Origin of the sequence: Bacteroides reticulotermitis JCM 10512 (genome assembly GCF_000517545.1) — a bacterium.
GTDB classification, from domain to species: Bacteria; Bacteroidota; Bacteroidia; order Bacteroidales; family Bacteroidaceae; genus Bacteroides; species Bacteroides reticulotermitis.
In genome coordinates this window covers 82,364-107,709 of sequence record NZ_BAIV01000001.1, presented here as the reverse complement: position 1 = coordinate 107,709, position 25,346 = coordinate 82,364, and the positions used below count along the sequence as shown (strand labels likewise).

The window sequence follows — 25,346 nt, the reverse complement described above, 5'->3', positions numbered from 1 at the left end:
TAGACAAATATAGTGTAATCTACAACAATACCGTTCTATCGTTTATAACTTTTCTTCCGTTATTACTCATAAAAACACAGTATTCATTCTTTCCTTTTCATTTGTTTTTCAAAAAACTCCATGCGAGTTTTCCACCAATTATCGGGGGTATTGTGGCCATTCAGCGGATAGATATAATATTCTTTATTTGCTGAGATTCGGTTGTATCCGGAGAAGTTTGTGTGCGGTGGGCAGACCTCATCCTGCAAGCCTACCGCCATTATAACCGGACACTTTATCCAGCCGGCTAGATTCTTTATGTCAAAATAGGACAAGACTTTATACAAGTCAGCATCGCTCATCCCCAATTCCTTTTGTTTCATCAGAACAGGATCGGCAGGCCAATGCACGATCTTGAAAAAATCGGGATAGTCCGAGAGGAAAGGAATGGCGGGAGCAATGGCACATAAACGTTGGTCGAGTGCAGCAGCAGACAGTGAAAAGGCACCACCCTGACTTCCTCCTTCAGCAAATATATAAGCAGGATTCACCTCCGGACGAGAAGAGACGAAGTCGATGGCACGAATCACATCCATAAAAGCACCCCGGTAGTAATAATTATCCTTATCATCCAATCGGTAGGCGATCCAATCGCCATAACTATTCGAACTTTCCTGCAACCCTTGTCCGCGAGTAGAAAGCACAAATTCCACAAAACCGGGTGTTCCCCCGGGAATCCACGGTTTAGATCCATATCCCATATAGGAGATGACAGCCGGATAAGATCCTTTGCGGACCGGAACTGAATAGTAGCCGGAGATTTCGACCCCACCCAAAGATTTCATCGTCACTTGATATAGGCGACGTGTCTTGTTTGAAGAGTCAGGAATCTGAGTCAGATGATATTCGGGTGCTACCGAAGCCAGTTCCGCTTTGGCCTTTTCCCAAAACGGTTTCAAGTCCGGTTGGTTATCCGGCAAAGAAACAATGGCTTCCGGTTCGTACCCGATATTAAATTTCCGAACCAACTTATCTCCTTCTGAGAGCGTACAGCGATAAAATCCGGGGTTCGGAAGGGTAAAAGAGAAGTCAACTACAGTCGAATCACCCTTCTGTAGTGCGATCTTCTGCGAGAAAGTAGCTATCGGACAATAGGTGTCTGTCGCAACATCCAACTGCAACACAGCCGACATCGCCTCCTTCTGATTGGCAACCACCACCTGAACTACCGGACGGGCAGGTGAATAGAACACCCAACCGGCTACTTGCTCCACCCGATACTTTAAATCAGGCTTCGCAGGGTTCTCCTGTGCCGAAAGGACCCAAGAGAACACGAAAAGACTCAATAAGGTTACATGTTTTTTCATAATCAAAGATTTATTTGTCAACGTATTATTTCCGATTTAATTCCTGAATGCTCGCCTTAATCAACTGAATGGTCGTCGTATCAGACATAAACACCGAATTCAGTCCCTGCTCCTCTTGCGCCGGATCTCCGGTATAGTCATCCCCTCTTTTCCAAAAGACACTTTCTTCATTCAGAGTAGCCAAGCCTCCCCATCCCCAAAGATTGCATCCGACAAAAAGCCCTTTACTCTTGCTGTTTTCTTTAATCAGGTCGAACACATATTTATAATAAGCATCACGCGTATGCGTCGGGCTATCTTTACGGAACTGGAAGCCGTCGCGAGGAAAACCAAATTCCTCCAGCACAACAGGTTTGTTGTATTTCCGTGCAACAACCAGATGTTCCTCGATGTATTGACGCGTATTCTCTTTAGCTATCGGCAGACATTCGGCCAGGCTATCAGCTTTTACCCAACTCCAATTGTACGGCCAGATATGAATGGTCAGATAATTGATGTTAGGATCGGCATGCATCTTCTCGTAAAGTTCCATATCTCCTTCACAGCCCCATCGTCCTTCACTACCGGAAGAAATTAAATGATTCTTATCCAATGCTCTGAGCTGAGCGGCCACTTCCGCTATCCATCGGGCAAACGGTTCCTTATTCTCGTCCGAAAAAGCACGAGGTTCGTTACCGATTTGCCACGACATGATAGTGGGATCATCCACGTATTTTATATTTGTGTACCTATTGATTCGTGTTACAATATCTTTCACATATTGAGCAAACAACTCCTGCGCCGGTTTGCATTGGGCAAACTGACGTACATAATCCATGAACGCCGGCCATCCGTCTACATTCGGTATCGGTGCTTTCCCCTTACCTGCCCATTCCAGGTATTGTCCGTATCCTCCACTCCACTCCCAGGAGTTATTCAGATAAAGCACAGCCAACATCTCACGCTTCTGCATTTCGGTTAGCAGATAATCCAATCCATCCAGAATGGTATCGTTATATACTCCCGGTTTTATCTGAAGCGTCGGTTCTACTTTTGAAGAGACGCCGCGCTGCCCGTCACTACCTACCAAGATTCTCAAATTATCAATTCCGATCGCTTTCATGGAATCCAGTTCCTGAAGCAGACGTTGACGGTTGCCCCCTTCTCCTTCGGATGCCAGAATAGCTCCGTACCAAAAGTTAGCACCTATATATTGATAAGATTGCTGATTGCGAACAAACTGTCCATTTTCAATGCGCACAAAGGAAGAGGCTCTTTTCAAAGCTTTGGATGTACACGCAGTATACATTATAATAAGGAGTAAACTAACGCACAAGATAAATGCTCTGTTTTTCATGATTGTCTTAAATTTATCGGTCTCTAAAGTTTTACTATTGTTTGAAACAAAAGTAGAAAGATAGTTTATGACAAAGGGGGCCGAATGAATTATGCACTATCCCATTTGTTGCATAATACATTTGAGTAGGTATTCAGATACAAAACGGACATAAATGAATTCTGCCGGATGGGGTTTTGATAAACAAAAAATCATATCTTTGAGGTGTTAAACCGGAATGCAATATGAAGAAACACTTATCTATATTTCTGCTCCTCTTTTTCTCGTTAACCCTTCAAGCTTATGAGGGGATTAATTTTCATGTTTTAGATGTTAGATCGGGAATCTCCGACAACTATACCCAAAGCCTTTTGCATGATAAATACGGCTTCATGTGGTTCGCCACCCGAAATGGATTAAACCGTTATGACGGCTATCATTTCAAGCAATATACGACCGTACAATTGGGAGCTTATGACAATAATGTAGAATGGATTGCCGAGGATGCCCAAGGTATCATCTGGCTAAAGACTCCGGTCAACTATTGCTACTATAACCGGGAGAAGGATCAGATGGATAATAAAATACAGATCCCGCTGGCGAAACTAAACATATCAAGTGATGTGAAACAACTTTTCGTGGATGAAGATAAGAACCTGTGGTGCGTCACAGCCGACTCGATTCTTTACTATAAATTTGACCAAAAGAAACTCTTCCGTCTCCCCATTCAACCCAAAATTCAGATTATGGATCTGGCTTGCCGCAATTCGCAAGTCTACTTTTTGCTATCCAACGGAAGCATCGCAACCGTTAATTGGCAATCCAATCAGATTGAACACGAAACACATATCGAATGGTTCTCCGGATTCAAGCATCATATCTACATGGATACCTCTTTATGTCTCTGGTTGTACGCCACACATGGCTCAAGCATAACCTGCTATTCGACCAAAGAACAGAAATGGGTCAACTTCCCCGGACAGGAAAAACTCTGCAACGGACATAACATCATAACGACCGTGACCGACGACGGCAAAGGAAACGTATGGATTGGTACAGATAATGAAGGGATCTACATCAGTCGCAAATACGTCAATCAGTTTACTCAATTGCATAAAGAAAGCAACAAACTGTTCTCACTACCGAGCAACCATATCACCTGCTTCTTCAAAGATGCGGAGGGTATCATGTGGATAGGCACTAGCAAACAGGGCGTAGCCTATACCAGTCCGGACGATATCTATTTCGAAAACTACCACTGCCCCGGACAGGAGGATGTGAGTTGTTTGCTCGAAGATCCGGAGGGTAATTTATGGCTGGGCTTCGATGGTGAAGGAATTGCTAAATACGAGCCGAAGCAAAAGAAGTACAGCTACTTCAAGTCTTCCCGTAGCACCATTCCTTCCAACCTGATTGTTTGCTCCTTTCTCGACTCGCAAAAGCGAATTTGGTGGGGAAGCTTCGGCGACGGAGCCTTTTTCTACGAAAACGGGCGGTTTGTCTCCTTAAAAAAACTAATCCGTTCGAAAGAACAGAATTTCCCGCTGTATATACGCCGCATCACGGAAGATATCAATCACAATATATGGTTCGCCACATTTACACAAGGTTTATACTGCCTCTCACCCGATGGTGAGTTGACTTCCTACACCATGGGAAATTCAATCCTGCTGACCGACTACATCGCTGATTTATCTTGTGCCGATGGGCGAAATTTATATATAGCCACCGGATCGGGCCTGTACTGCATGGACGTTTTCAGCCGCAAAATGGAGCAGCTTACAGAAAACAAATCGGGACAGACTATTATACAAGACAACTTTGCCAACTGCATCTATCAAGACAGCCGTGGTTTGCTATGGATCGGCGGTCGCAAAGGGGTGAATATCTACAATAAAAACGACGATTCATTGGTACACCTCACCACCGAGAACGGAATTTCCCATCCCTATATCCGTGCCTTTGTCGAAGATGCCAATAAGAATATGTGGATCACGACCGATCATGGTATTACGCACGTCTATGTCGTGAACGACCCGAATGAGAAAAATATGAAGTTCAGATGCTACCCCTACTTTGAGGAGGATGGTATAGGCGACTTTACGTTCAATAATTTCTCGATCATCAAAAACCGTCAAAACGAAATCCTCATCGGAGGTTCGGGAGGCTATATCAAAACCAAACCCCGATTGTCTAATCGCCATCACTACGATCGACAGATTGTTTTCACCGGGTTGTTCTTATCCAATCAGCGCATGGATGTAGGAACCACTACTTCCGACGGTCGGGTATTACTTACCAAGAATATCCAACTGATCAAAGAGATTACCATGAATTATTCCGATACAAACTTTGCATTGGAGGTTTCTGCCATGGATTACGGCAACCTGCATAAATTGCAATATATGTATCGGTTGAGTGAAAAAGAAGAATGGATCAAGCTCGAAGGTAACCGTATTTACTTCAACAAACTCTCGCCCGGAACGCATCATTTACAAGTCCGGGTGAACGAGCATCAAGCGGGAGAGAATAGTCATACGGCGAATCTAACCATCCATGTACTCCCTCCGATCTGGCTTTCTGTTCCTGCCTATATCAGCTATTTCACAATCCTGATATTCAGCATGATTCTATTAATCCTCCAGATGAGGCGCAAGCACAAACGAGTTCTCCAGCAACAAAAGCATGACATGGAAGTTAGCCAGCTACACGAAATGGATGAAGCCAAAATGCGCTTTTTCACCAATGTGAGCCATGACCTACGCACGCCCCTTTCATTAATCATGATTCCGCTTGAAAAGTTACTTGCTTCCAGAGTGACCCAAACTATAAAAGAGGATCTGGAGTTGATTTACCGCAATGCTACTACCCTACTCAACGAAGTCAATCTTTTGCTCGATTTTAGAAAACTGGATCAGCAGAAGACACAGCTATCCCTTTCCTATGGCAACTTGGGTGAATTTATCCGGGAAACCTATACTTCGTTCAATGCGCTATCGTCCAAAAGTGGTATCCGGCTCAGCCTGCAAGTTAACGCTCCTGAGATAGAGATGAACTTCGATCGCAATAAGATTCAGCGCATTTTGCTGAACCTGCTTTCCAACGCAATCAAATATAACTGTGAGCATGGCAGTGTCTCCATTACAGTCGATAGAATCCAGCTACCTGATGGTGAATTTGCTCAAATCCGGGTAGCTGACACCGGAATTGGTATCAAAGATGAGAATAAAGAAAAGATCTTCGACCGTTTCTTTCAGGAACAACATCAAACCACCACGTATGTGGGTAGTGGCATCGGACTGCATATTGTCAAAGAGTACGTCACCCTGCATAAAGGAACAATCGAAGTAAAAGACAACACGCCGCGGGGAAGTGTCTTTATCGTCAGTCTGCCCATCGAGGGAGTTGCTGTACCGATGGATGAAACATTCGGCACTTCGCCCATTAAAACTGAAGAGAAGGCGGAAGAACTCCCGGAAATGGAAAAGACAGGTTCCAAAGCAACCCTACTTATCGTGGAAGATAACGACGACTTCCGCAAGTTTCTGATAGACTGCCTAAAAGATCACTACCAGGTGTTCGATGCACCGAATGGCAAAAAAGCATTGGATGTGCTGGCTCTTCAACCCATCCAAATAGTGATCAGTGATGTCATGATGCCGGTCATGGACGGTATGGAGCTATGTCGGGAAATCAAAACGGATATACGCTATTCGCACATTCCGATCATTCTACTCACTGCCCGTACAGCCGAAGAGCACGTACTCAGCGGATTGAAAGAAGGTGCTGATGATTACATCACCAAACCTTTCAATCTGGAAATTCTGCTGTTGCGCATCCAGAAAATATTGAAGTGGACCGAAAACAATTACGAGAAATTCAAGACCATCGATGTCTCTCCAAGCGAAATAACCGTAAGTTCACTCGATGAGCAGTTGATAGAGAAATCTATCCGCATTGTGGAGCAAAATATAGATAATTCGGAGTTCTCGGTCGAAGACTTAGGAACTTATGTGGGAATGAGCCGGGGACATCTATATAAGAAGCTGATGTCGATCACCGGAAAATCACCCATTGAGTTTATCCGCATCTTACGCATCAAGCGCGGAAGACAATTGCTGGAGCAGGGACAATCTAATATTGCGCAAGTCGCCTATCAAATCGGACTATCGCCCAAGCAATTCGCGAAATACTTCAAGGAAGAGTTTGGCTGTTTGCCTTCCGAGTACGATAAAGCCAAGAAGGAACAACGCCCGCTAAACGGTCAGTAGGACGTTTAATCGTAAACAAAGCTATAAATAGCACGACCTTTTATTAATAAGTGTTATAAAAACACTTATTAAAGAGCGTTTACTTGCAGATTTCACCGAAGTCCGTATCTTTGCACTGTGTTTTTCATAGTATTAGATTTAAGGTTAACAAAGGTTGGAGCAAAGCGTTGCTCCTTTTTTTTTGTCCCTATGTGAGCAATTCTCCAAACTATAATCTCGGAATTCGCAGAATCCAATTGGTTGAAACCTCAAATTCACCAAGCCCGAATAGAAACATCCGCATATTTACTGCTCGAAATTCCGAAAAAAGAGCCCCAAAATAAGAAACCATTTCGTCTTTCAGCCTTCAGTTTTAGGGATAATCAACTACATCACAACACTTTAGCCCTGAAAGCTTTAATAAATTCTCCTTTCAGCCTTCAGCTTTTCTGTCTTCAAGTTTTCTCCATCTACATAGATTCAGATATCTAAATCTTTGAAATCAGCATATCCGATACAAGCGGTCATTTATGATTTGACACGGCAGCAATTTACCCAGCCAACCCGTGTTGGCCGAGTAGCCGACCTTTGTCGTCCGATCAGCCGACTTAATTACTCAATCAGCCAACCTAGGTCGCTGTCTATAAATTCGTTTCAACGAATTTTCTATGGAAATCCGGTTGATCATTTAAAGAGCTTAAAAGACTGAAAAGCTGAAAGGTTCGCCCTTCACTTTCAGCCCTTAGTTTCAGGATTATCTAATTAAAATACTGCTAGTTATGCAGCAAACTGAAAGCTGAAGGTAAAAAACAAACATTCTATTGAGGGGCTATAAGCGGGGTATTTCAATCTCCGAATGCTGCAACAGTTGGCTTATCGTTGCGGAAGCGAAAGAGATAGGATCTTTTCAGCATCCTTAATCATTTCGCTAAAACGCTTTTTCTGATTCATCTCTACCCATTTTTTCGATTAAGTCTTCGTATAAAAGCTATTATCGAGTCTTTTATTTTCGAAACTTCGCTATAAGTGTACTTTCTACACAAAAACCACAAAAAAGGCTTTTGATTACTTGGATAAAAGTTGAAAAAAGGCTTTATTTGCATAAAATCTTAATCTATTATTATGAAAACGAGAACTCTCCTCATCCTGCTACTTTTATGTATATGTAGTCTGGGATATGCACAATCGGGACGTTTTTTCACAGCGGACAAAGAACTATCTAACAGCCTGGTAAACAAAATATACCAAGATCGAAAAGGTATCGTCTGGATAGCAACCGAAGATGGATTGAATCGATACGACGGAGCCAAGTTCACCATCTACAGACATGATAAAGATGACAAAAATTCACTGCTCAATGATTATGTCCACGCACTGTTTGAAGACAGCAAGGGAAACCTCTACATCGGATTCTTTAAAGGATTGCAACGATACGATTATGCGACCAACAGCTTTATCGAAATCCCTATCGTGCTAAAAGAGGGCAATACCAAATTCAATGCGCACGTAGTTTGTATTCTGGAACGCAGAAATGGTGAAATACTAATAGGATGCGGAGGGCTGGGACTCTTTCGATTGGAGCACGATCCGAAAGAAGGGTTACTGGCAAAAGAACTCAGCACGCCATACAAATGCGATCAGATCGCTTCCTTGTTTGAAGACAATCAGAATCGGCTTTGGGTTACGACCGAAAATAACGGAGCTTTCTGTGAAACAGGAAAAAACACCTATAAGAATTACCTGAAAGACGAAACGGAGAAGCGTAACGACGTACAATCCATCTGTCAGGACAAGGAGGGAAATATCTATGCCGGAAGCCTCAACAGAGGATTCTTCCGTTATCATCCGCAAAGCGATTCATTCCGCCCGATCCTTTCTGCCGACGGGAAACAGCTGACTGTTAAAACACTCTACCTAAACCAGCGAGGAAATATTTATATCGGAACGGACGGAAACGGAATGAAAACGTTCTATCCTAAGGAAAACAAATTGATTGACAGCAACTCTGCGCTAGCTACTTTCGATTTTTCGAAAACCAAAGTACACTCCATCTTGGAAGACCAAGCAGGAAACACCTGGCTAGGCATCTTTCAGAAAGGAGTCTTGCTGCTCCCCAATGACTTGAGCAAATTCAATTACATAGGATATAAATCCGTAAATAATAACATTATCGGGTCAAGCTGCATCATGGCTGTGTACGAAGATCATGAACAAACCCTGTGGATAGGAACAGATAACGATGGTATTTACGCAATCGATTCTTCAGGTAAACTAAAGGCACACTTCTCTCCCAACGGAACGCCAAGCTCCGTTCCGGCTACCATTATGACGATCTACGAAGATTCACAAAATACTCTATGGATAGGTTCTTACCGCGATGGGGTCGCTAAAATGAATCCTACCAACGGCCATTGCGAGTATGTGCACTTGAAAGACGAGAACAACAATCATATATCACGCATCTACCACATTACAGAAGACAACCAACAGAATATATGGATATGCTCCATGGGGAGCGGTTTATGTTGCATCGAAAAAGGAGGCAAGCGAGTGACTCATTATCACACCCAATCGCCTTACAGCCCCGAAAAGAATACGCTAAACAATGACTGGATCAATAGCCTTCTCGCAACTCCCGAGGGCAAATTGTATATTGCATCCTACTATGGTATCGGATGTATGGATATAGCGACCCGCAACTTCACCTCTACATATGGAAAAAGCAATCTGCTCGAAAAGCAAATCATCTATACATTCTATCAGGATAAACAAGGGAATATATGGCAGGTACGTCCAATGGTTTAAGCAAAATAGATCACCAAACGCAGGAGATCACGACATACACCAAAAAAGACGGACTACCGAGCAACATGGTTTGTGCCATACAAGGAGATGACGACGGCTATCTATGGATCAGCACCAACCACGGCATTTCCCGTTTTAACCCACGCGATAAGGAGTTTATCAATTACTTTTCGAGCGACGGGCTGCAAGGCAATGAATTTAGCCGGAACGCTTCTATACGTAGCAGAGATGGCAAACTCATTTTTGGCGGGCTGAACGGACTGGTATCTTTCTATCCGAAAGAAATAACCAAACCGGTTCAGGATCTGAAAATACGCATCACCGACTTCTATATTTATGACGAAGCGGTTCACAAAGGCTCTAAATCGGGTCCTTACGAGGTTGTTTCTCAAGCAGTCATGAACGAAAACTTCTTTCATCTTTCGCATGAAGACAATTCATTCAGCATCGAGTTCTCAACGATGGACTTTAACAACCCCGAACGAATCATTTACTCGTATTCGCTCAACAACGATAAGTGGGTCAGCCTAAGTCCGGGAAGCAACCGGGTTAGTTTCAACAACCTGGCTCCCGGCACATATCATTTCAAAGTGAAAGCGCAAGACTACAACAATGTGTCGAAAGAGAAAGAAATCACAATTCTTATCTCGCCCGCCTGGTACGCTTCGGTTTGGGCGAAATGTATCTACGCATTGCTAGCCATAGTGATTGTCTACCTATTTGTCCAACAAGTACGCCAACGGTATCGGGCGCGTCAGGAAATGTTGGAACACATTCATGGGGAACAAATTAACGAAGCCAAACTGCAATTCTTTATCAATATTTCGCACGAAATACGCACGCCGATGTCGCTCATCATCAGTCCGCTCGAAAAGTTGATTCGGGCTGATAATGATTCCGAAAGACAAAAGACATACTCACTGATCCACCGGAACGCAAACCGTATCTTGCAACTGATCAACCAACTGATGGATATCCGCAAGATCGACAAAGGGCAGATGGCTCTCAAATTTCAAGAGGCTGAACTGATCGGAACCCTGCAAGAGATTTGCACCATCTTCGATTATCAGGCGAAGAATAAGCAAATCGATTTTCAGTTTCACCACTCAATAGATAGCCTGCCTATATGGATCGATCCGAAGTCTTTCGATAAAATCATCGTGAATATACTTTCCAACGCATTCAAATTCACTCCGGATAACGGAAAAATCGATTTATACGTCAACAGCGATGTAGAACAGGAAAGCAAACGCCAATGGGTAGAAATCATGGTGTCCGACAGCGGCATCGGAATAAACGAGCAAGAAAGAGAACGCATATTCGAACGGTTCTATCAGATACGCAACAGCCAAAACAATTCGAATATCGGTACCGGTATCGGGCTGCATCTTACCCGGTCGTTGGTAGAACTGCATCACGGAACCATTGAAGCCGTCAACAATGAGGACGGTAAGGGATGCCGTTTCATCATCCGACTACCACTGGGCAACGAACATCTGCTCGTAGAAGAGATTGAAGACAAAGCAACATCTCCTATCCCACTCTCTGCTGCCATAACGCTACCGATAGAAGAAAGTACTTCCGAGACCGAGAAGGAAAAGACAAAGAACCGTAGAAAATATAAGATTCTGGTAGTGGAAGACGATGAGGAGATTCGGAAGTACATCTGCGATGAATTGGGCGTCAATCATTACATGACCGAATGCACCAACGGCAAAGAAGCACTGACACTTATTCTACAGAAAACGCCTGATTTGGTTATCAGTGATGTGATGATGCCTGAAATGGATGGCATCACGCTTTGCCGGAAGATTAAACAGAATGTGAATGTGAACCACGTACCTGTGATCCTGCTAACCGCCAAATCGGCAGAAGAGGATAAGTTAGAAGGTCTTTCTATCGGAGCTGACGCTTACATCTCCAAACCTTTCAGTCTGGAAATACTGAAAAAGACCGTGGTCAACATCATCCAGAATCGGGAGATGTTGCGCAACACATACAATGGCAGTCAGGATCAGGCAGAAAACATACCGGAAATGACCTTGAAATCGTCCGACGAGAAGTTGATGGAGAAAGTAATGGCTACCATTCATTCCAACATCACCAACACGCAGCTGAATGGAGAGATGATAGCCAAAGAGGTGGGCATCAGCCGGGTGCACCTGCATCGCAAGCTCAAAGAATTGACTAATCAAAGCACGCGCGACCTGATACGAAACACCCGCCTCAAACAGGCAGCCTCCCTACTCGCTTCTGGCAAGCCGATTGATGTTTCGGAAGCAGCTTATGCAACCGGGTTTACCAATATGCCCTACTTCTCGAGTGCCTTCAAGGAATTGTACGGCATCCCTCCCAAAGTATATATGGAAGAACATCTGAAAAAGACAGAATAGCAAAAAGAATCGTTTGCAGAGAGTGCCCCAAGACACTCATTCTGCAAACGATCTACGTACTGAAAACGTTTATTAAAAGCACAAATCTATTTCATATTCAGTAAGCTACAGTAAGGTTACTTACCGGAAAGTCCTTCGGCAAAACCTGCATAAGCCGGTTTGCGATTGTAATCCAGATTCCACAGACCAATAGGTTCTCCTTTGCGCCAGAAAGAATTCTGATTGTCGGGACTATCGGCCGGACTCCAATGCGTAATTCCATACCGTTGGGCAGCGGGAATAATCTCGAAGTACTTCTTCACGATAAATTTATAATACTCGGCCATCATTTTGTGTTGCTCCAACGTAACGGCAATCGTCTTTATGTTCGTTCCGCTTACGTCGGCAATTCCCATATCCAATTCGGATATTTTGATCAGCTTACCCGTATGCGCCAACAGTTCGAGCATACTTATCACGGCGGCTTCGTTTGCTTGCTGCTTCACCGGATCGAGTGAGTAAGTGACGTGCATCTGTGTGCCGATACCGTCAATACGAGTCACACCATCGGATTCCCAATATGCGATCATATTGATCAACCCTTTACACTTCGCATTGCCCGAACCTTCCAAACCATAGTCATTGATGAACAACACCTGATTGTCTCCGCCATACTTACGAGCTAGCTTGATTGCCACACGTGCATAGTCTTTACCCAGGTAATCCTGCCAGTAGAAGTTTTCGGTATCCGTATGGTTCGGGTCGCTCTTCAACTGAGTCGGATCGGGCCAGTCGGACATCGGTTCGTTCACCACATCCCACACCTTCACATAGCCTTCGGTAGCTTCCATCATACCTTTGATCCAATTCTCCAAGGCATAAGTCAGCGTGTCGGCTTTCTCTTCCGGAGTCAATGGAATGGTATTTCCTTTCACTTCGCGATAGATTTCGATGTCATCCATCCAGAGAGTTCCGGCATACGCACCTACGTTGAATAAGAAGCGGTCGGCATTCTCACCGGATACGGTAACCGAAGTCAGGATCTCTTTCCAACCGGTAGTGACCGACATAGCCGGAAAGTCTCCCCGACCGGAGTAATCGCTTTTCTTTTGAAATCCGGCGCCTATGTTGCCTGCCACACTTCCTTTGATCTTTAGTTTCAGGTAGTAAGTTTCTCCGGCAACCAATTCGGAAGCAAAGTCATACGCCACCTGTGCCGACCAACTATTGGTAGCCGTCGGGTTAACAACTTTAAATCCTTTCGTCCCGTTGTAACCGCCACCGTCTACAACTTCGCGTGTTGAGGAGTTACCCCAACCACCCCAGTTGTCCAATCCGTTTTCAAAGTCGCTCTGCACAGCATATTCATTCGTCACAATGCCGCCACCGCCGCCGGTGTTGACATGACAAAGTGAGATATCATCGATATAGAGATCGCCTTCATACTTTCCGGTATTAAGCAGGATCAGGGTGCGGTCGGCCGTTACGGTTGCCTTCATTTCAACCAACTTCCAATCGGTCGTAATGGCAAAATCCTTATTAGCCGATTTATCCAAGAAAGGATCGCCCGCATAATTCGCATCTTGCGCAACAACTTGTCCGGTTCCGGTGGAAGCGCCTTTCACATAAAAACTTAGCTGATACGTTTCTCCCGACTTGAAAGCAACGTTATAGCTGGTCTGCACAAAATAATGATCGCTACCTACCGTCGGATTGGTTATTTTCAACGCATGGCCTCCGTTATGTCCTTGCCCTGCGGCTGAAATAGCACGGGAGGATGAATTGCCCCAACCACCCCAACCGGTAATTGTGCCATCTTCAAAGTCTCCGTTGGAGATTACGCTCGGATCAAGCGTCGGTTCACTGGGATGCTCAGACTCAACCACCTTATCGGCAATGATACCGTTCAGGTATTTGTTATTCTGTTGAGAGTGCCAGCAAAGCGTATGTCCGTAGATGGTTATCCCCGCTCCCTTTGCCACTTTAACCAGATCTCTGACTGTGGAAAAGTTCATCGAGCCATTATTACCCACTACCGAACTATACTTCATCGCATTGCCCGCAGTCACTTCATCGTAGTTCGCACAAACCAGGCTATACACCAGTCCTTTACTCAGGAAATCGCTCTCCGTCACTCCCGTGCCCAACTTGAAATGCGGATTGGCTGTGCGGTCGACGTAGGTTTTCAATGCGTCATACGCGTTCAGATACTCATATTCGACAATGCTTTCGGGCTTATCTGTTTTAAAAGCGGCTATTTCGTCATCAGCACAAGCTCCCAGTGCACCCGAAAGACAAGCCAGCAACAATAGTTTATTATAGTATTTCATATTCCTTTCGATTTAAAAGTTACTCTTTTGTATAAGAGGGCGAAAACTCCTCAGAGGATATTCCCCGGCTATGTACAACCAATGTGTCTTTCGTCGCATACTTCTTCGCATTGAAGTCGATCTGATAATCGAGATACAGAGCGTCACGGTCTTTGTTGCCCCAACTTTTCTTTTCTCCCTTTTTTACGTACTTACCACTTCCACTAGCTGTGTATGCGTCGGTTCCGGACGTAATGGTACATTCGTTATTTTCATTAAAAGTCAGTATCAGTTTGCAAGTCAGCGTTTCTACCGTTTCGTTTCCTCCACTCCCCGTACGCACTTTGGTACTTACCGGAAAAACGATTGATTTAAGCGTCCGGGTAACCGTGCTGCATTCTTCATCTTTCTCCACATATTGTTGGTGACGGACATTCGTTGTCGTAACTCCGTTTTCCGTTATCTGATCGATACCACGGCGCAGGTAGTTCGCATGCCACTCATTGATGTACTTCACGCAATAAAGCACGTAGTCTTTAGGTTGAACAATCCAGGCGGTAGGATCACATTTCACCGGATCGACTCCCTCCGAAAGTGTTCCGCTCAACATCTGATCGGCATTCGTTACGTGGGTCATCAACAAAGGAATCACATACGTGTTTACCAAGGCATCCGGATCTTTGAAGAACGCGTCGGTCAATTGAACTTCAACTCCATCGCTTAGCGTCTTATTGAGCGAAATCTTATCCGAAGCAAGCGAATAGTAATTAGTCGGCATGGCCTTCACTGGATTTCCGTTTTCAAAGTATAGGTTGTTGCACAGAGTATTATCCACTTTAACATCGATCGTGATGTTCTTATTATTGGCATACACTCCACCCATCGTGGCGTAAATCTTACATTTATGCTGATTATCGAGTGTTGTATCGTACTGGTCTTCGCCCAATACAATAGTTCGTACCGGATACTGATAGGCAAAGTAAACCGAACTCTTTCCAAAATCAGGAAAGTCAATATTTTGATTCTCGCAACTTGCAAACAGTAAAGCCAATGTTCCTGTAAGTAGTATCGGTAATGATTTAAGTCGTTTCATATCTTTTTAATCTTTATCATTAATTATTGAGCCAATTACCATCCTTATTCTGCTTCAGATTATCCCACTTGAGGATTTCGTTGTTAGGAATCGGCCCGTAATACATATAATCTTTATATTTCCGGACTTCCACACTGGGCATCGGCGTATACGTCAGCGAACCGTCTGTATGCTGTCCGATCTGCATCCCCCGTGTTGTCTCGTTCAGATCGGCTTTCCAACGGCGCAAATCCCAGAAACGAAAGTTCTCGAAACACAGTTCCAAGCGACGTTCGTTCCGAATGAGTACCCTCATCTTGTCAGGATCGTTCTTGATGCTTTCCAAATACGGGTCGGTATTGTTGACACCCAATCCGGCACGTTTGCGGATTGCCTTAATCACCTCATAGGCTGAATAAGTGTGTGTGCCCTTACCTTGTGGTCCCCATGCTTCATTGGCAGCTTCCGCATAGATCAGGAAAATCTCTGTAAAGCGAATTCGTGCCGTATAATGCTTTTGTTTAGTATTATACTGAGGGTCTGGGTTACACGTAGAACGAAGCAACTTACGCAAATAGTAACCGGTGCGTGTTGACTTACCGCTTTCCTTATTAGTTACGTCGGTCGTTGTGCCATACGTTCCGGTAATGATCTTCGTACTGCTGGGCCCTTGTGTGCTCCCATTCACCACAATGTAGTCATTCAAGCGAGGGTCGCGGTTAAGATATGGATCGCTGGCATCATAATCACCCTCAGCTTCGGTAATCGGGTATCCGTTTGCCATCGGGAATGCATCTACCAGGTTTTCAGTCGGATTCACCAAGCCGCTTCCATAAAGAGAAGGAGGAAAATTACTCTTCTCCAAATCATTGTTATCATCGACGCTACTCCGCCAGATGATTTCAGCAGGACTTCCGCCCAATCCGTAGTTAGTCACTTTGTCAGCATCTACATACCACGTTCTGCCGGTCATATCCAATCCTGACGGTCCGCCGATGTCATCAAGCAGATCGGCAGCATAATCGGCAGCCTTCTCCCAAGTGATTCCCGAACCTCCGCTGAATGCCGGACTGGCAGCCAACAAAGCAACTTGCGCACGAACAGCTTTGGCAATACGTCCCGACATCAATCCTCTGAACGCTTCACCGTTCACCCGATTGTAATCGCTGGCATTTGTTACACCCAAGTCCTTATACTTCTGGGGTACATCGGTGAATGTTTTGTATTCTTGCGGTAAGAGTTCGATTGCCTTGCCAGCATCGTTGAGTATATGTTCCACACACTCGGCATACGTTTTACGTTCATGATTAAAGTCTGACTCCGGACCTTCGGAAGCAGTCAGAATGGGTATTCCCATCAAACGCCCGTCTTCTGTCACTCCTCCGTGAGCCCGCAATAAGTAATACATTTGTAGCGCACGGAGTCCGTAAGCTTCGCCCTTGAAACGGTCGTTGAACATGGTACGAATTTTCGAATCCTTGGCCCATACCACCTTATCTACATTTTCCAAAAAGAGGTTGATATACTGAATGGCATTGAAACGACCCTGCCACTGCGACATGGGATCATTGATAGCTGCCCACGAACCGGTAGCCATTCTCAAATAATCGTTGTTATTGTCATTGGTCACAGCATCATCCGTAGCGACATCACTGGCTGGAGCCGTCTGATAAGGTAGAAGGACATAAGCATTGGCCAGAATCCCCTGGGCATAACTTGGTTCGTCATACATGGCATCCACATCTCTGTTGTTCTCAATAGCCGGTTCGAACAGATCGTCGCAAGCTACAAGCAGAGGTAAGAAAATCCAAAGTTTAATTATATTTTTCATAATTCAAATTCCTTTATGTTACTAATACATTAGAATGTGGCCTTAAAACCAAGGTTATAGAATCGTGTCTGAGGTGCACTGCTACATTCATCTCTAATAGTTTGCGCTCTTTGGAAATAGTGAGCAAGTTGGCTCCGCTAACATAGGCCGACAATCCGTGAATAAATGTTTTTCTAAACATCTGAGCCGGGAAATCATACGTAACCTGTACTTTAGCCAACCGGATAGCATCGGTCTTATACATCCAGAAGTCTGAACTCTGGAAGTTGTTAATGCCACTACCGGTAGTCAAACGCGGATAGGTTGCTGTTTCTTTGGTATATTCCGTCCAACGGCCCCGAACCACATCTGAATATTTTTTCTCGCCAGATACCCAATGATAAGAGTCGTTTTTCATGGCATTTCCTCCGAAGCTTCCGGTTCCCAACACAAAGAATGTGAACTTGTTCCATTTAGCAGTTAAGTTCAGTCCGAGGGTTAAAGGATCTCCATACCAACCTCCCTTGCCTAAATAAACCATATCTTTGTCGTCGATCATGTTGTCACCATTCTGGTCAACATACTTCAGATCGCCTTTTTTCACTGTTCCACCAAATCGTTGTTCCGGAGAAGCAGCCACCTCTTCGTCATCTTGGAAGAAGCCTAGACATTGAAGTCCCCAAAGTCCATCAACCGGACGTCCCTGCCGATTTTGATACTGATTCTCGTTTATCTCACTGCGTTTGGTAGCTTTCGTTGTATAATACGTTCCGGCCACTCCCGCTGTAAAGTCTACTTTACCAAAGCGTTTGTTATAATCCACCTTGAAGTCGAACCCGATGCGACGATCGTTGTTGAAGTTCATATTCGGCATAAAAGATGCTTCCGGATAGTAGGTAAAGAAATAGCTTGGATAGAGAGAAGAAGGTGTGATCAACTGTCCCTCAAGCGAGTTGACAAAGAAAGACGCGTCGGCGGTAATCATCTTATTCCATAAAGAAGCCTTCAAATTAACAGCCAATTCTTTCCGCTTAATAAAAGATAAATCCTTATTAGCTCCCTGTGTGGAGTTTGTTGAGTGCAGCGATACACTTTCACGCCATCCCCACCAAGCACCGTTGGACTGGTTGTAGATTCCTTCGTACATATAGTAATTATCGATACCCAAGTCGGTATGTAGCACGCTACCCGACACACTCAGCATCAAATCGTCCACCACGGAAGAGTTGGCCAGAAAATTCTCCTTCGACATTCTCCAACCCAACGTCAAAGAGGGTGAAAATGCCTGGCGATGTCCCGGAGCAACTTAGCCGAATGAATGGCAGCTCCTCCGAAATCGGCGTAATACGTATTGCGATAGTTGTATCCTAACTGTAGGCCCATATTAACGTTACTGGTACGATGATACTTTCCCGAATAGGTCTGCTGATATCCCGAAGCAATCAGCATAGCGGACACATTATGATCGGTGGCGAATGTATTCTGATAGTTGAACTGACCGGAAAAAGCGATTGTCTGATTGTCGGTACTTCCACTGATATTCTGTACCCCCGACTTCTTATCGTTGTTGTATTTGGTCAATCCTACAATGACTTCCTTGCCGCCATAATTCGACCAAGTGGGCGCATACGTGGAATATTCATTATTGTAAGACGTGTTATAGCTTGTCGCATAGTCTATCGAGAACTGGGTTTGGAATGAAAGTCCTTTCAATACTTTAGCCAAATCGATATTGACACCGGCATCAAACTGAAACTGGCGGCTTGTGAATTTATTATATCCGGCAGCATAATAATTACCAAACACATTGGTCAAATCTGATTGAGTCCCCCCTAAGAAGTACTTGCCATCAATGATATTGGATGTGTTATTTAACAAATCGCGTGCAGCAAGTGCATGCTCGTCCAGATAGCTCAAAGGGATCAAGGGAGACACGCGATTGGGACGAAAAGTAGAAGCTACCGTCCAGTAAGAATCCCCGTTGCTCCACGCGAATCATAAAAAGAAACGTTGGCATTCACATAAGCTGAAATCGATTCATTCAGCGTCAAATCAACATTACCACGAACATTGAGCCGACTGGCATGATTGTTTTTCGCTTCACCGAACTTAAACATGTCTCCGGTATTGTTGAAGCCAATATTCGTATAGAAACGTGCTCTCCGGTTTCCTCCTGAGATTTCGGCAGTTACATCCGATCGGTTATATGCTTTCTTTACATAATCCGATGAGTAGAAGTTCACGTTCGGATAACGATACGGGTTCTCTCCGGAACCATAATTGTAGATATCGGCTTTACTGTACAAAGCTTCCAGTCCATCATTTTCACGAGCCTCGTTATAGAGTGCCATGTATTCGGCAGATCCCAAATATTCCGGATAACTCTTCACTACATTGAATCCTGTATTGGCACGAACCTCCACCGTAAAGGGTGCTTGTTTACCGCGCTTGGTCGTAATGCTTATTACACCTTTAGCCGCACGGCTGCCATAAAGCACAACTGCCGATGCTCCTTTCAGGAAAGTTATTTGATCTATTTCCGTTGGTAGGATGTTGTTCGCGTCACGAGGTACCCCATCGACCAAGATCAGTCGATCGCTCATACCCCATAAAGAATTACCATTCCAGCCGCCAACATATCCTTGCATATTGTCCAGACTATACGTATTGTAGTTCTTTTGTGTCAGTTCTTCGACATTGATCACAGAGACGCCTCCCAACAGATTGCCCGGTGCGACCTTTCGGTAGGCCACATGCACCAATTCATTCGCATTCAGCGAATCATTTTCCGCCAGCCCCTGAGCACCTGCGGGTAGCACGGCAGGAGCAGTAAGCAGCGCACAAAAAATGAATTTTATATGTATATGTTTCATCATTCATTCGTTTTAATTATACATTTTCTAGCCCACATAAAATCACCAACCCGGATTCTGCGGAAACTCGACATACAGATATACATCGGACTCCAACAATGGGAACCAATAATGCTTCACGCCAAGCAAACGTTTCACGATTTGCTTTTCAGTAAAGTTGGCTATACGGGCATCTTTGGGATCATTACTTTTATAGAAATCTTCGTTCTCCACCCGATCGAACTCTTGCGATGTTTTCACATTATACGGGTATTCGGTAAGTAGCAACCAACGTTGCAAGTCGTTGAAACGAAAACCTTCAAAAGAGAGCTCCACGGCCCGCTCTCTGCGAACTTCATCGATAAACTTCCGATTATCGCCTGTATACGAAGCGGATACATGACCTGCTCCCACCCGGTTGCGTAGGGTATTGATAGCTCCTTCGGCTGTTTTGCCAAAGTTGGTCGCTTTTCCGGCGGCTCCGCCCACAGCTGCACAAGCTTCTGCATACATTAAATAAATATCCGCCAGACGCATGTATGGCAAATAAGTATGCAAGTTGCCCGACCAGTTGTACGCTCCATCGTATTTATTAGCCGTATGAGGCACTAGTTTCTGAATAAAGTAGCCGGTACGACTTGCATTAGCCGTAGCTCTCATAACACCTCCTGTGTATAACGAGCAATAGCGCAAATATTCATCAGTGGCTCCCATGGCAGCATTCACATATTTGAAACCGTCGAATACGATATCGTGGTAGAAACGAGGATCACGATCCTTAAACGGATGCTCTTTATCGAAGCCGGAATTCGGATCATCCAAAGGAAGCCCGTTAGCCATTCCGTAATAATTCACGTAATTGGCGGTGTTGGTGGATAATATTATCGTGCTCTACGAGACTGCTGATTTTAGGCCCCCATGTTTTAGTCATATTCCAGTTACTTCCGTTAAAGTCTTCGGAAGGACCGCGGAAAATAGCTTCCGTACTTCCAGGCATCAGCCAATTCTGTCCTGTTGTGTAGAATATATCCGTGAAACAGGTTGTAGCCGAAGTCGCCTTTTTATGATTATAGATATCCGCATAATCGAACTCAGCCAACGCATATTGTGTCTGCCCGCTTTCCACCAGATTTAAGAGTTCGCCCAAAGCATCCGCCGCCTTGCTGCAATACGCCTCATCATAATTATAAGTCTGAGTTCCACCCAGCTGTGCGCCGTTCTTCATCAAAGGACTACCTGCCCACAAATAAGCTTTACCCAAATAACCCAATGCCATGATCTTGTTGATGCGCAATTGGTTTTTGCCTACGGTATTCTTTCCAACGGTGGTGTTATCCCAATCGATAGGCAGCAAATCGGCCGCTTTTCTAAAATCGGCTCCTGCTTTATCAGCACATTCCTGAAAAGTGAGTCGAGGTAAGGTCAAAGTCCCTTGCGAAGAGAGTACCGCATCAATATAAGGCAATCCTCCGAAGTACTGCATCATCTCAAAATGCCACCATGCACGGAAGAAGTAAAGTTGTCCGGCTATCAGGTTTTTTTCTTCCTGAGTTGCTTCGGTCAGTTTATCCAGATTAGCCAGTCCTAAATTGGCTTTACGTATGCAATACCATGCATGCGGCCACAACGAGTGTTTAAATTTGGCGTTCCCATCACTGTTGGGATGATAAGTCGCCGTAGGATCACTACCCGAGCGGTACAGCCAACATTGATTATTGGTAGACCAGGCGCGAAAGTTTCCTAAATCGACCTGATGGGTCATATGGCTATCGCCTTCGGGATTGAAGATCTCATCATCACCCCAATTCCAAGACGCGGTATAGTTGTTCTTTTCTTTATCAGGAATGCAGTTGTATATCTGTTCCACAAAGCCCTGAAAATTGGTAAAGTTCTTGAATGCTTCTTGCTCTGAAACGGTAGAATCGGCTTCTTTGTCCAGATAGTCTTCACAAGAGACAAGCCCGAGCGACAGCAAAAAGAATCCACCACATAAAAGGTTCTTATATATCTTTTTCATTGTCTTCATTAGTTTATAAAGTGAATTTTACACCTAGGTTAAAGCGTCTTACGGTGGGGTATGCACCCTGGCTTCCCGAACCGGCAAAGTTCGATTCCCGATCGTCCGGCATTCTGGACCACACCCAAAGGTTGTTTCCATTCAGGTATATTTTCAGGTTGCTGACTCCCAACTTCTTCACCCATGGTTGATAGAATGTATAAGCTATTTCGGCGTTCTTTAAACGGATGTAGGAACCATCGTAATAATACTGTGTTCCGTTACTATATCCACTGGTTTTCGACAACCAACGAGGAACGACCACATCGGCATTCTGATTGTCTTTCGACCACCAGCTGCCCATGTCGTACACCGTATTCATCTGGCTTCCGAAACTCGTCAGTTGTACAACACGGGTTACATTATTCACTCCGTAGAACTGCACAAAAGCGCTAAAGCCCTTCCACTCAAACCCGATAGTCGCGTTATAAGTGTTCTGCGGTGTATCGGAATATCCGTAAGGAGCTTGGTCTTTGCTATCCACTACCCCGTCGCCATTGAAGTCGATAATGTAATAATCGCCTGGCAATCTTTGCGAATCGCTCGTATCATGCTTAGGGCTACCGTACAATTGATCGTAAGAATTAATATAACCAGCATCAATATAGGATTTATTCTGCCCGATGCTGTAACCGGCTGTTTTCCGATAACTATCGAGCAAGGGAGCATCATCTTTTTCAAGCACTTTACTCTCGGCATGAGTCATGCTAAAGTTAGCCCACAGACGCATGGAGTTGGCAAATGTCTTGTTAAAACGCAATTCCAACTCGTAGCCCTTGGTACGTACTTTACCCAAGTTAGCCGTCACCGGAGTAGCTCCAAAATAAGAAGGAACCGAGCGGGAACCGCCATCTACTAAGATATCCGTACGCTTATCGCGGAAGATCTCCACACTACCGGCAAACAAGCCGTTGAGGAAAGCGTAATCGAGTCCGAAGTTTAGCTTTTTCACTTTCTCCCAATGTACATCCGGATTGCCTACCGATGATTCACGATACCATGTATAGGGACTTTCTCCCCGATTGATATCGAGTGAAGAAGTTCCTCCGTAAGCCCACTGGTTCATATACAGCCAACGGGTCTTCACGTTGTCGTCACCGATTTCACCGTAGGATGCTCTTAACTTCAACATATCGAGGAATTTCAAACCCTTCATGAATTTCTCCTCACTAACCATCCAGCCAATAGCACCCGAATTGAAGAAAGCGAAACGGTTCTCCTTGCTAAACTTTTCGGAACCATTGTATGCTCCATTGTACTCAATAAAATACCTGTCGGCATAATTGTAGGTCGTACGGAATGCCCAGTCTTCCCGATAACTCGGAATCACGCTACCGATAGCACTCTCCTGACGACTGAATAATCCCATAGCGGTCACATTGTGCTTTTCGAAACTACGATCCCAGTTTAATTGCAGTTGGTAGTTAAGGCTACGCTGAGTTGCCCAGTTCTGCACTTCTCCACCTTCTATATTCCACATCACTCCCTGCATAAAGTCGAATCCGGTATTGTTGTCGTACTCCTTTTTATAAGTAGCCACACCGGTATCGGGATTTATCCATTTGTGTTGAGCATCGTTGTACAAGTCATTGATTCCACGTTTCCATTCAACAAAAGTGTTGTCCCACGAAACCATTCCCCGTGCAGACAAGCCCTTGGTGATAAATTTCAGATCCTGTTCTAGCACAAAGTCAGTATTAATCTGAGTGGTAGTGGTATTCATTGTTCCACCCAGCGACAGGTTCTCGGCAGAGTTAGTTACGTTGGATATATTCGGATAGTATCCCCACGAACCGTCCGCATATTTAGGTAGGAATACATCAGGAGCAATATTGTAAGCACCTGCCCACTGCTGCGCTACCGACCAGTCGGACGAACTGCTGTAGCCGGCATTGTTATAAGGTGTCTTCTTGTATCCGGTCGATCCGGCCAGACTTACTTTGAAAACAGTTGTTTTCGTGATTTGAAAGTCCAGATTGCTACGAGCGTTAATACGGTCGTAACCATACCCGGAATTGTAATCACGCCCGTTATCAAACAGACGGAATAGGTCACCTTCGTGCACGTAATCAATGGAAGCAAAGTATTTCACAAAATTGGTTCCACCGTTCACATTCACGTTCGCGTTATACGACATGGTATAGTCTTTAAAGAGCACTTTCTGCCAGTCTACATTCGGATAACGCTCGGACTCTTCCAGATTGGCCGGATAGCGGTATTTATCGATGACTGACTGCGGTTTGATGTAACTCCATGAGTCCGGATTCAAGCTCAGCTCGTTTTCAATAGCCACGTTACGTGCCATTAACGCATCATAAGAATCTAGCTTATTGGGAAGTTTGGAGGGTACTTTCATCGTAGCGTTGGCAGTAACATTGATTTGTGCCTTGCCTTCTTGTCCGCGTTTGGTGGTTACCAGAATGACCCCATTAGCTCCTTTCACGCCATAAACAGCTGTTGCCGAGGCGTCTTTCAAAACAGAGATCGATTGTACGGAACTGATATCGACGCTGCTCATCGGACGCTCGATACCGTCTACCAGCACCAACGGATCACTGCTATTCCATGAACTGGCCCCACGAATAACGATTTTCGGTTCTTCTTCGCCCGGCATACCCGAACTGGCTGTGGTGATGACTCCCGGTAGATTACCGGTAAGCGCCGTAGCAATATCGGATATACCGCCGGCACGCTCAAGTACCTGTCCGGTTGTCTGTGTGATAGCGCCTACCACACTGGCCTTTTTCTGCTGTCCGTAACCTACAACGACGACTTCGTCCAATTGCTCGAAATCATCTTCGAGAATAACAGACATCAGTTTGGTCCCGGTCACTTTCAACTCTTGTGCTTTCATACCTATATATGAAATAACGAGTACAGATCTCTCCTTGGGAACCGACAGCACGAAATTACCGTCTAAATCAGAGATGGTACCCACTGATTTGTTCCCTTTCAAAATGACGTTGGCTCCGATGATTCTTTCACCTCGCGCGTCAATAACTACTCCCTTGACCGTTATATTCTGCGCATGGGCTGTCAGCAAACACCCCACAAGCATGAATAATAAAAGGCACGGAATTTTTCGAAATTGTTTTTTTACATTTTCCATTACCATTAGTTTAAGATATTACAAACTCTCTTTAGATTTAATCGATTTCA

At 44.7% G+C, this 25,346-nt stretch carries 9 protein-coding genes and 2 pseudogenes; 3 read left to right on the top strand and 8 right to left on the bottom strand.

The window, feature by feature from the left end:
- Positions 1 to 83: 83 nt before the first annotated feature.
- A complete protein-coding gene (locus tag JCM10512_RS00345) occupies positions 84 to 1,346 on the bottom strand; it encodes an acetylxylan esterase (protein WP_081741171.1) in 1,263 nt (420 codons plus the stop codon).
- A gap of 25 nt (positions 1,347 to 1,371) precedes the next feature.
- Positions 1,372 to 2,682, bottom strand: coding sequence for a glycoside hydrolase 5 family protein (locus tag JCM10512_RS00340; protein ID WP_044159271.1), 1,311 nt, complete (start codon positions 2,680 to 2,682; stop codon positions 1,372 to 1,374).
- Positions 2,683 to 2,906: 224 nt separating this feature from the next.
- On the opposite strand from JCM10512_RS00340, the gene JCM10512_RS00335 reads away from it, so the two are divergent.
- The 3 genes from JCM10512_RS00335 (at position 2,907) to JCM10512_RS24750 (ending at position 12,109) form a co-directional block, all read left to right on the top strand.
- Positions 2,907 to 6,932, top strand: a complete 4,026-nt coding sequence (locus JCM10512_RS00335; protein ID WP_044159269.1) for a two-component regulator propeller domain-containing protein — start codon at positions 2,907 to 2,909, stop codon at positions 6,930 to 6,932.
- A 1,101-nt stretch (positions 6,933 to 8,033) separates the two neighbouring features.
- Positions 8,034 to 9,716, top strand: coding sequence for a ligand-binding sensor domain-containing protein (locus JCM10512_RS24755; protein ID WP_369346452.1), 1,683 nt, complete (start codon positions 8,034 to 8,036; stop codon positions 9,714 to 9,716).
- Positions 9,692 to 12,109, top strand: coding sequence for a hybrid sensor histidine kinase/response regulator transcription factor (locus tag JCM10512_RS24750; protein WP_369346451.1), 2,418 nt, complete (start codon positions 9,692 to 9,694; stop codon positions 12,107 to 12,109). The genes JCM10512_RS24755 and JCM10512_RS24750 overlap by 25 nt, the downstream gene beginning before the upstream one ends.
- A gap of 116 nt (positions 12,110 to 12,225) precedes the next feature.
- Here JCM10512_RS24750 and JCM10512_RS00325 read toward each other — a convergent pair whose 3' ends face one another.
- The 6 genes and pseudogenes from JCM10512_RS00325 to JCM10512_RS00300 form a co-directional block, all read right to left on the bottom strand.
- Positions 12,226 to 14,418 (bottom strand): endo-1,4-beta-xylanase, encoded by a 2,193-nt coding sequence (locus JCM10512_RS00325; RefSeq protein WP_044159266.1) that lies wholly within the window; start codon positions 14,416 to 14,418, stop codon positions 12,226 to 12,228.
- A gap of 19 nt (positions 14,419 to 14,437) precedes the next feature.
- A complete protein-coding gene (locus JCM10512_RS00320) occupies positions 14,438 to 15,490 on the bottom strand; it encodes a DUF5627 domain-containing protein (RefSeq protein ID WP_044159263.1) in 1,053 nt (350 codons plus the stop codon).
- Positions 15,491 to 15,509: 19 nt separating this feature from the next.
- Positions 15,510 to 17,300, bottom strand: a complete 1,791-nt coding sequence (locus JCM10512_RS00315; RefSeq protein ID WP_044159260.1) for a RagB/SusD family nutrient uptake outer membrane protein — start codon at positions 17,298 to 17,300, stop codon at positions 15,510 to 15,512.
- Between the two features lie 29 nt (positions 17,301 to 17,329).
- A pseudogene (locus JCM10512_RS00310) lies at positions 17,330 to 20,152 on the bottom strand (SusC/RagA family TonB-linked outer membrane protein).
- A gap of 42 nt (positions 20,153 to 20,194) precedes the next feature.
- A pseudogene (locus JCM10512_RS00305) lies at positions 20,195 to 22,148 on the bottom strand (RagB/SusD family nutrient uptake outer membrane protein).
- 13 nt (positions 22,149 to 22,161) lie between these two features.
- Positions 22,162 to 25,302 carry a SusC/RagA family TonB-linked outer membrane protein gene (locus tag JCM10512_RS00300; RefSeq protein WP_183207985.1) on the bottom strand — a complete coding sequence of 1,047 codons (3,141 nt, stop codon included), beginning with the start codon at positions 25,300 to 25,302 and terminating at the stop codon, positions 22,162 to 22,164.
- Positions 25,303 to 25,346 lie beyond the last annotated feature (44 nt).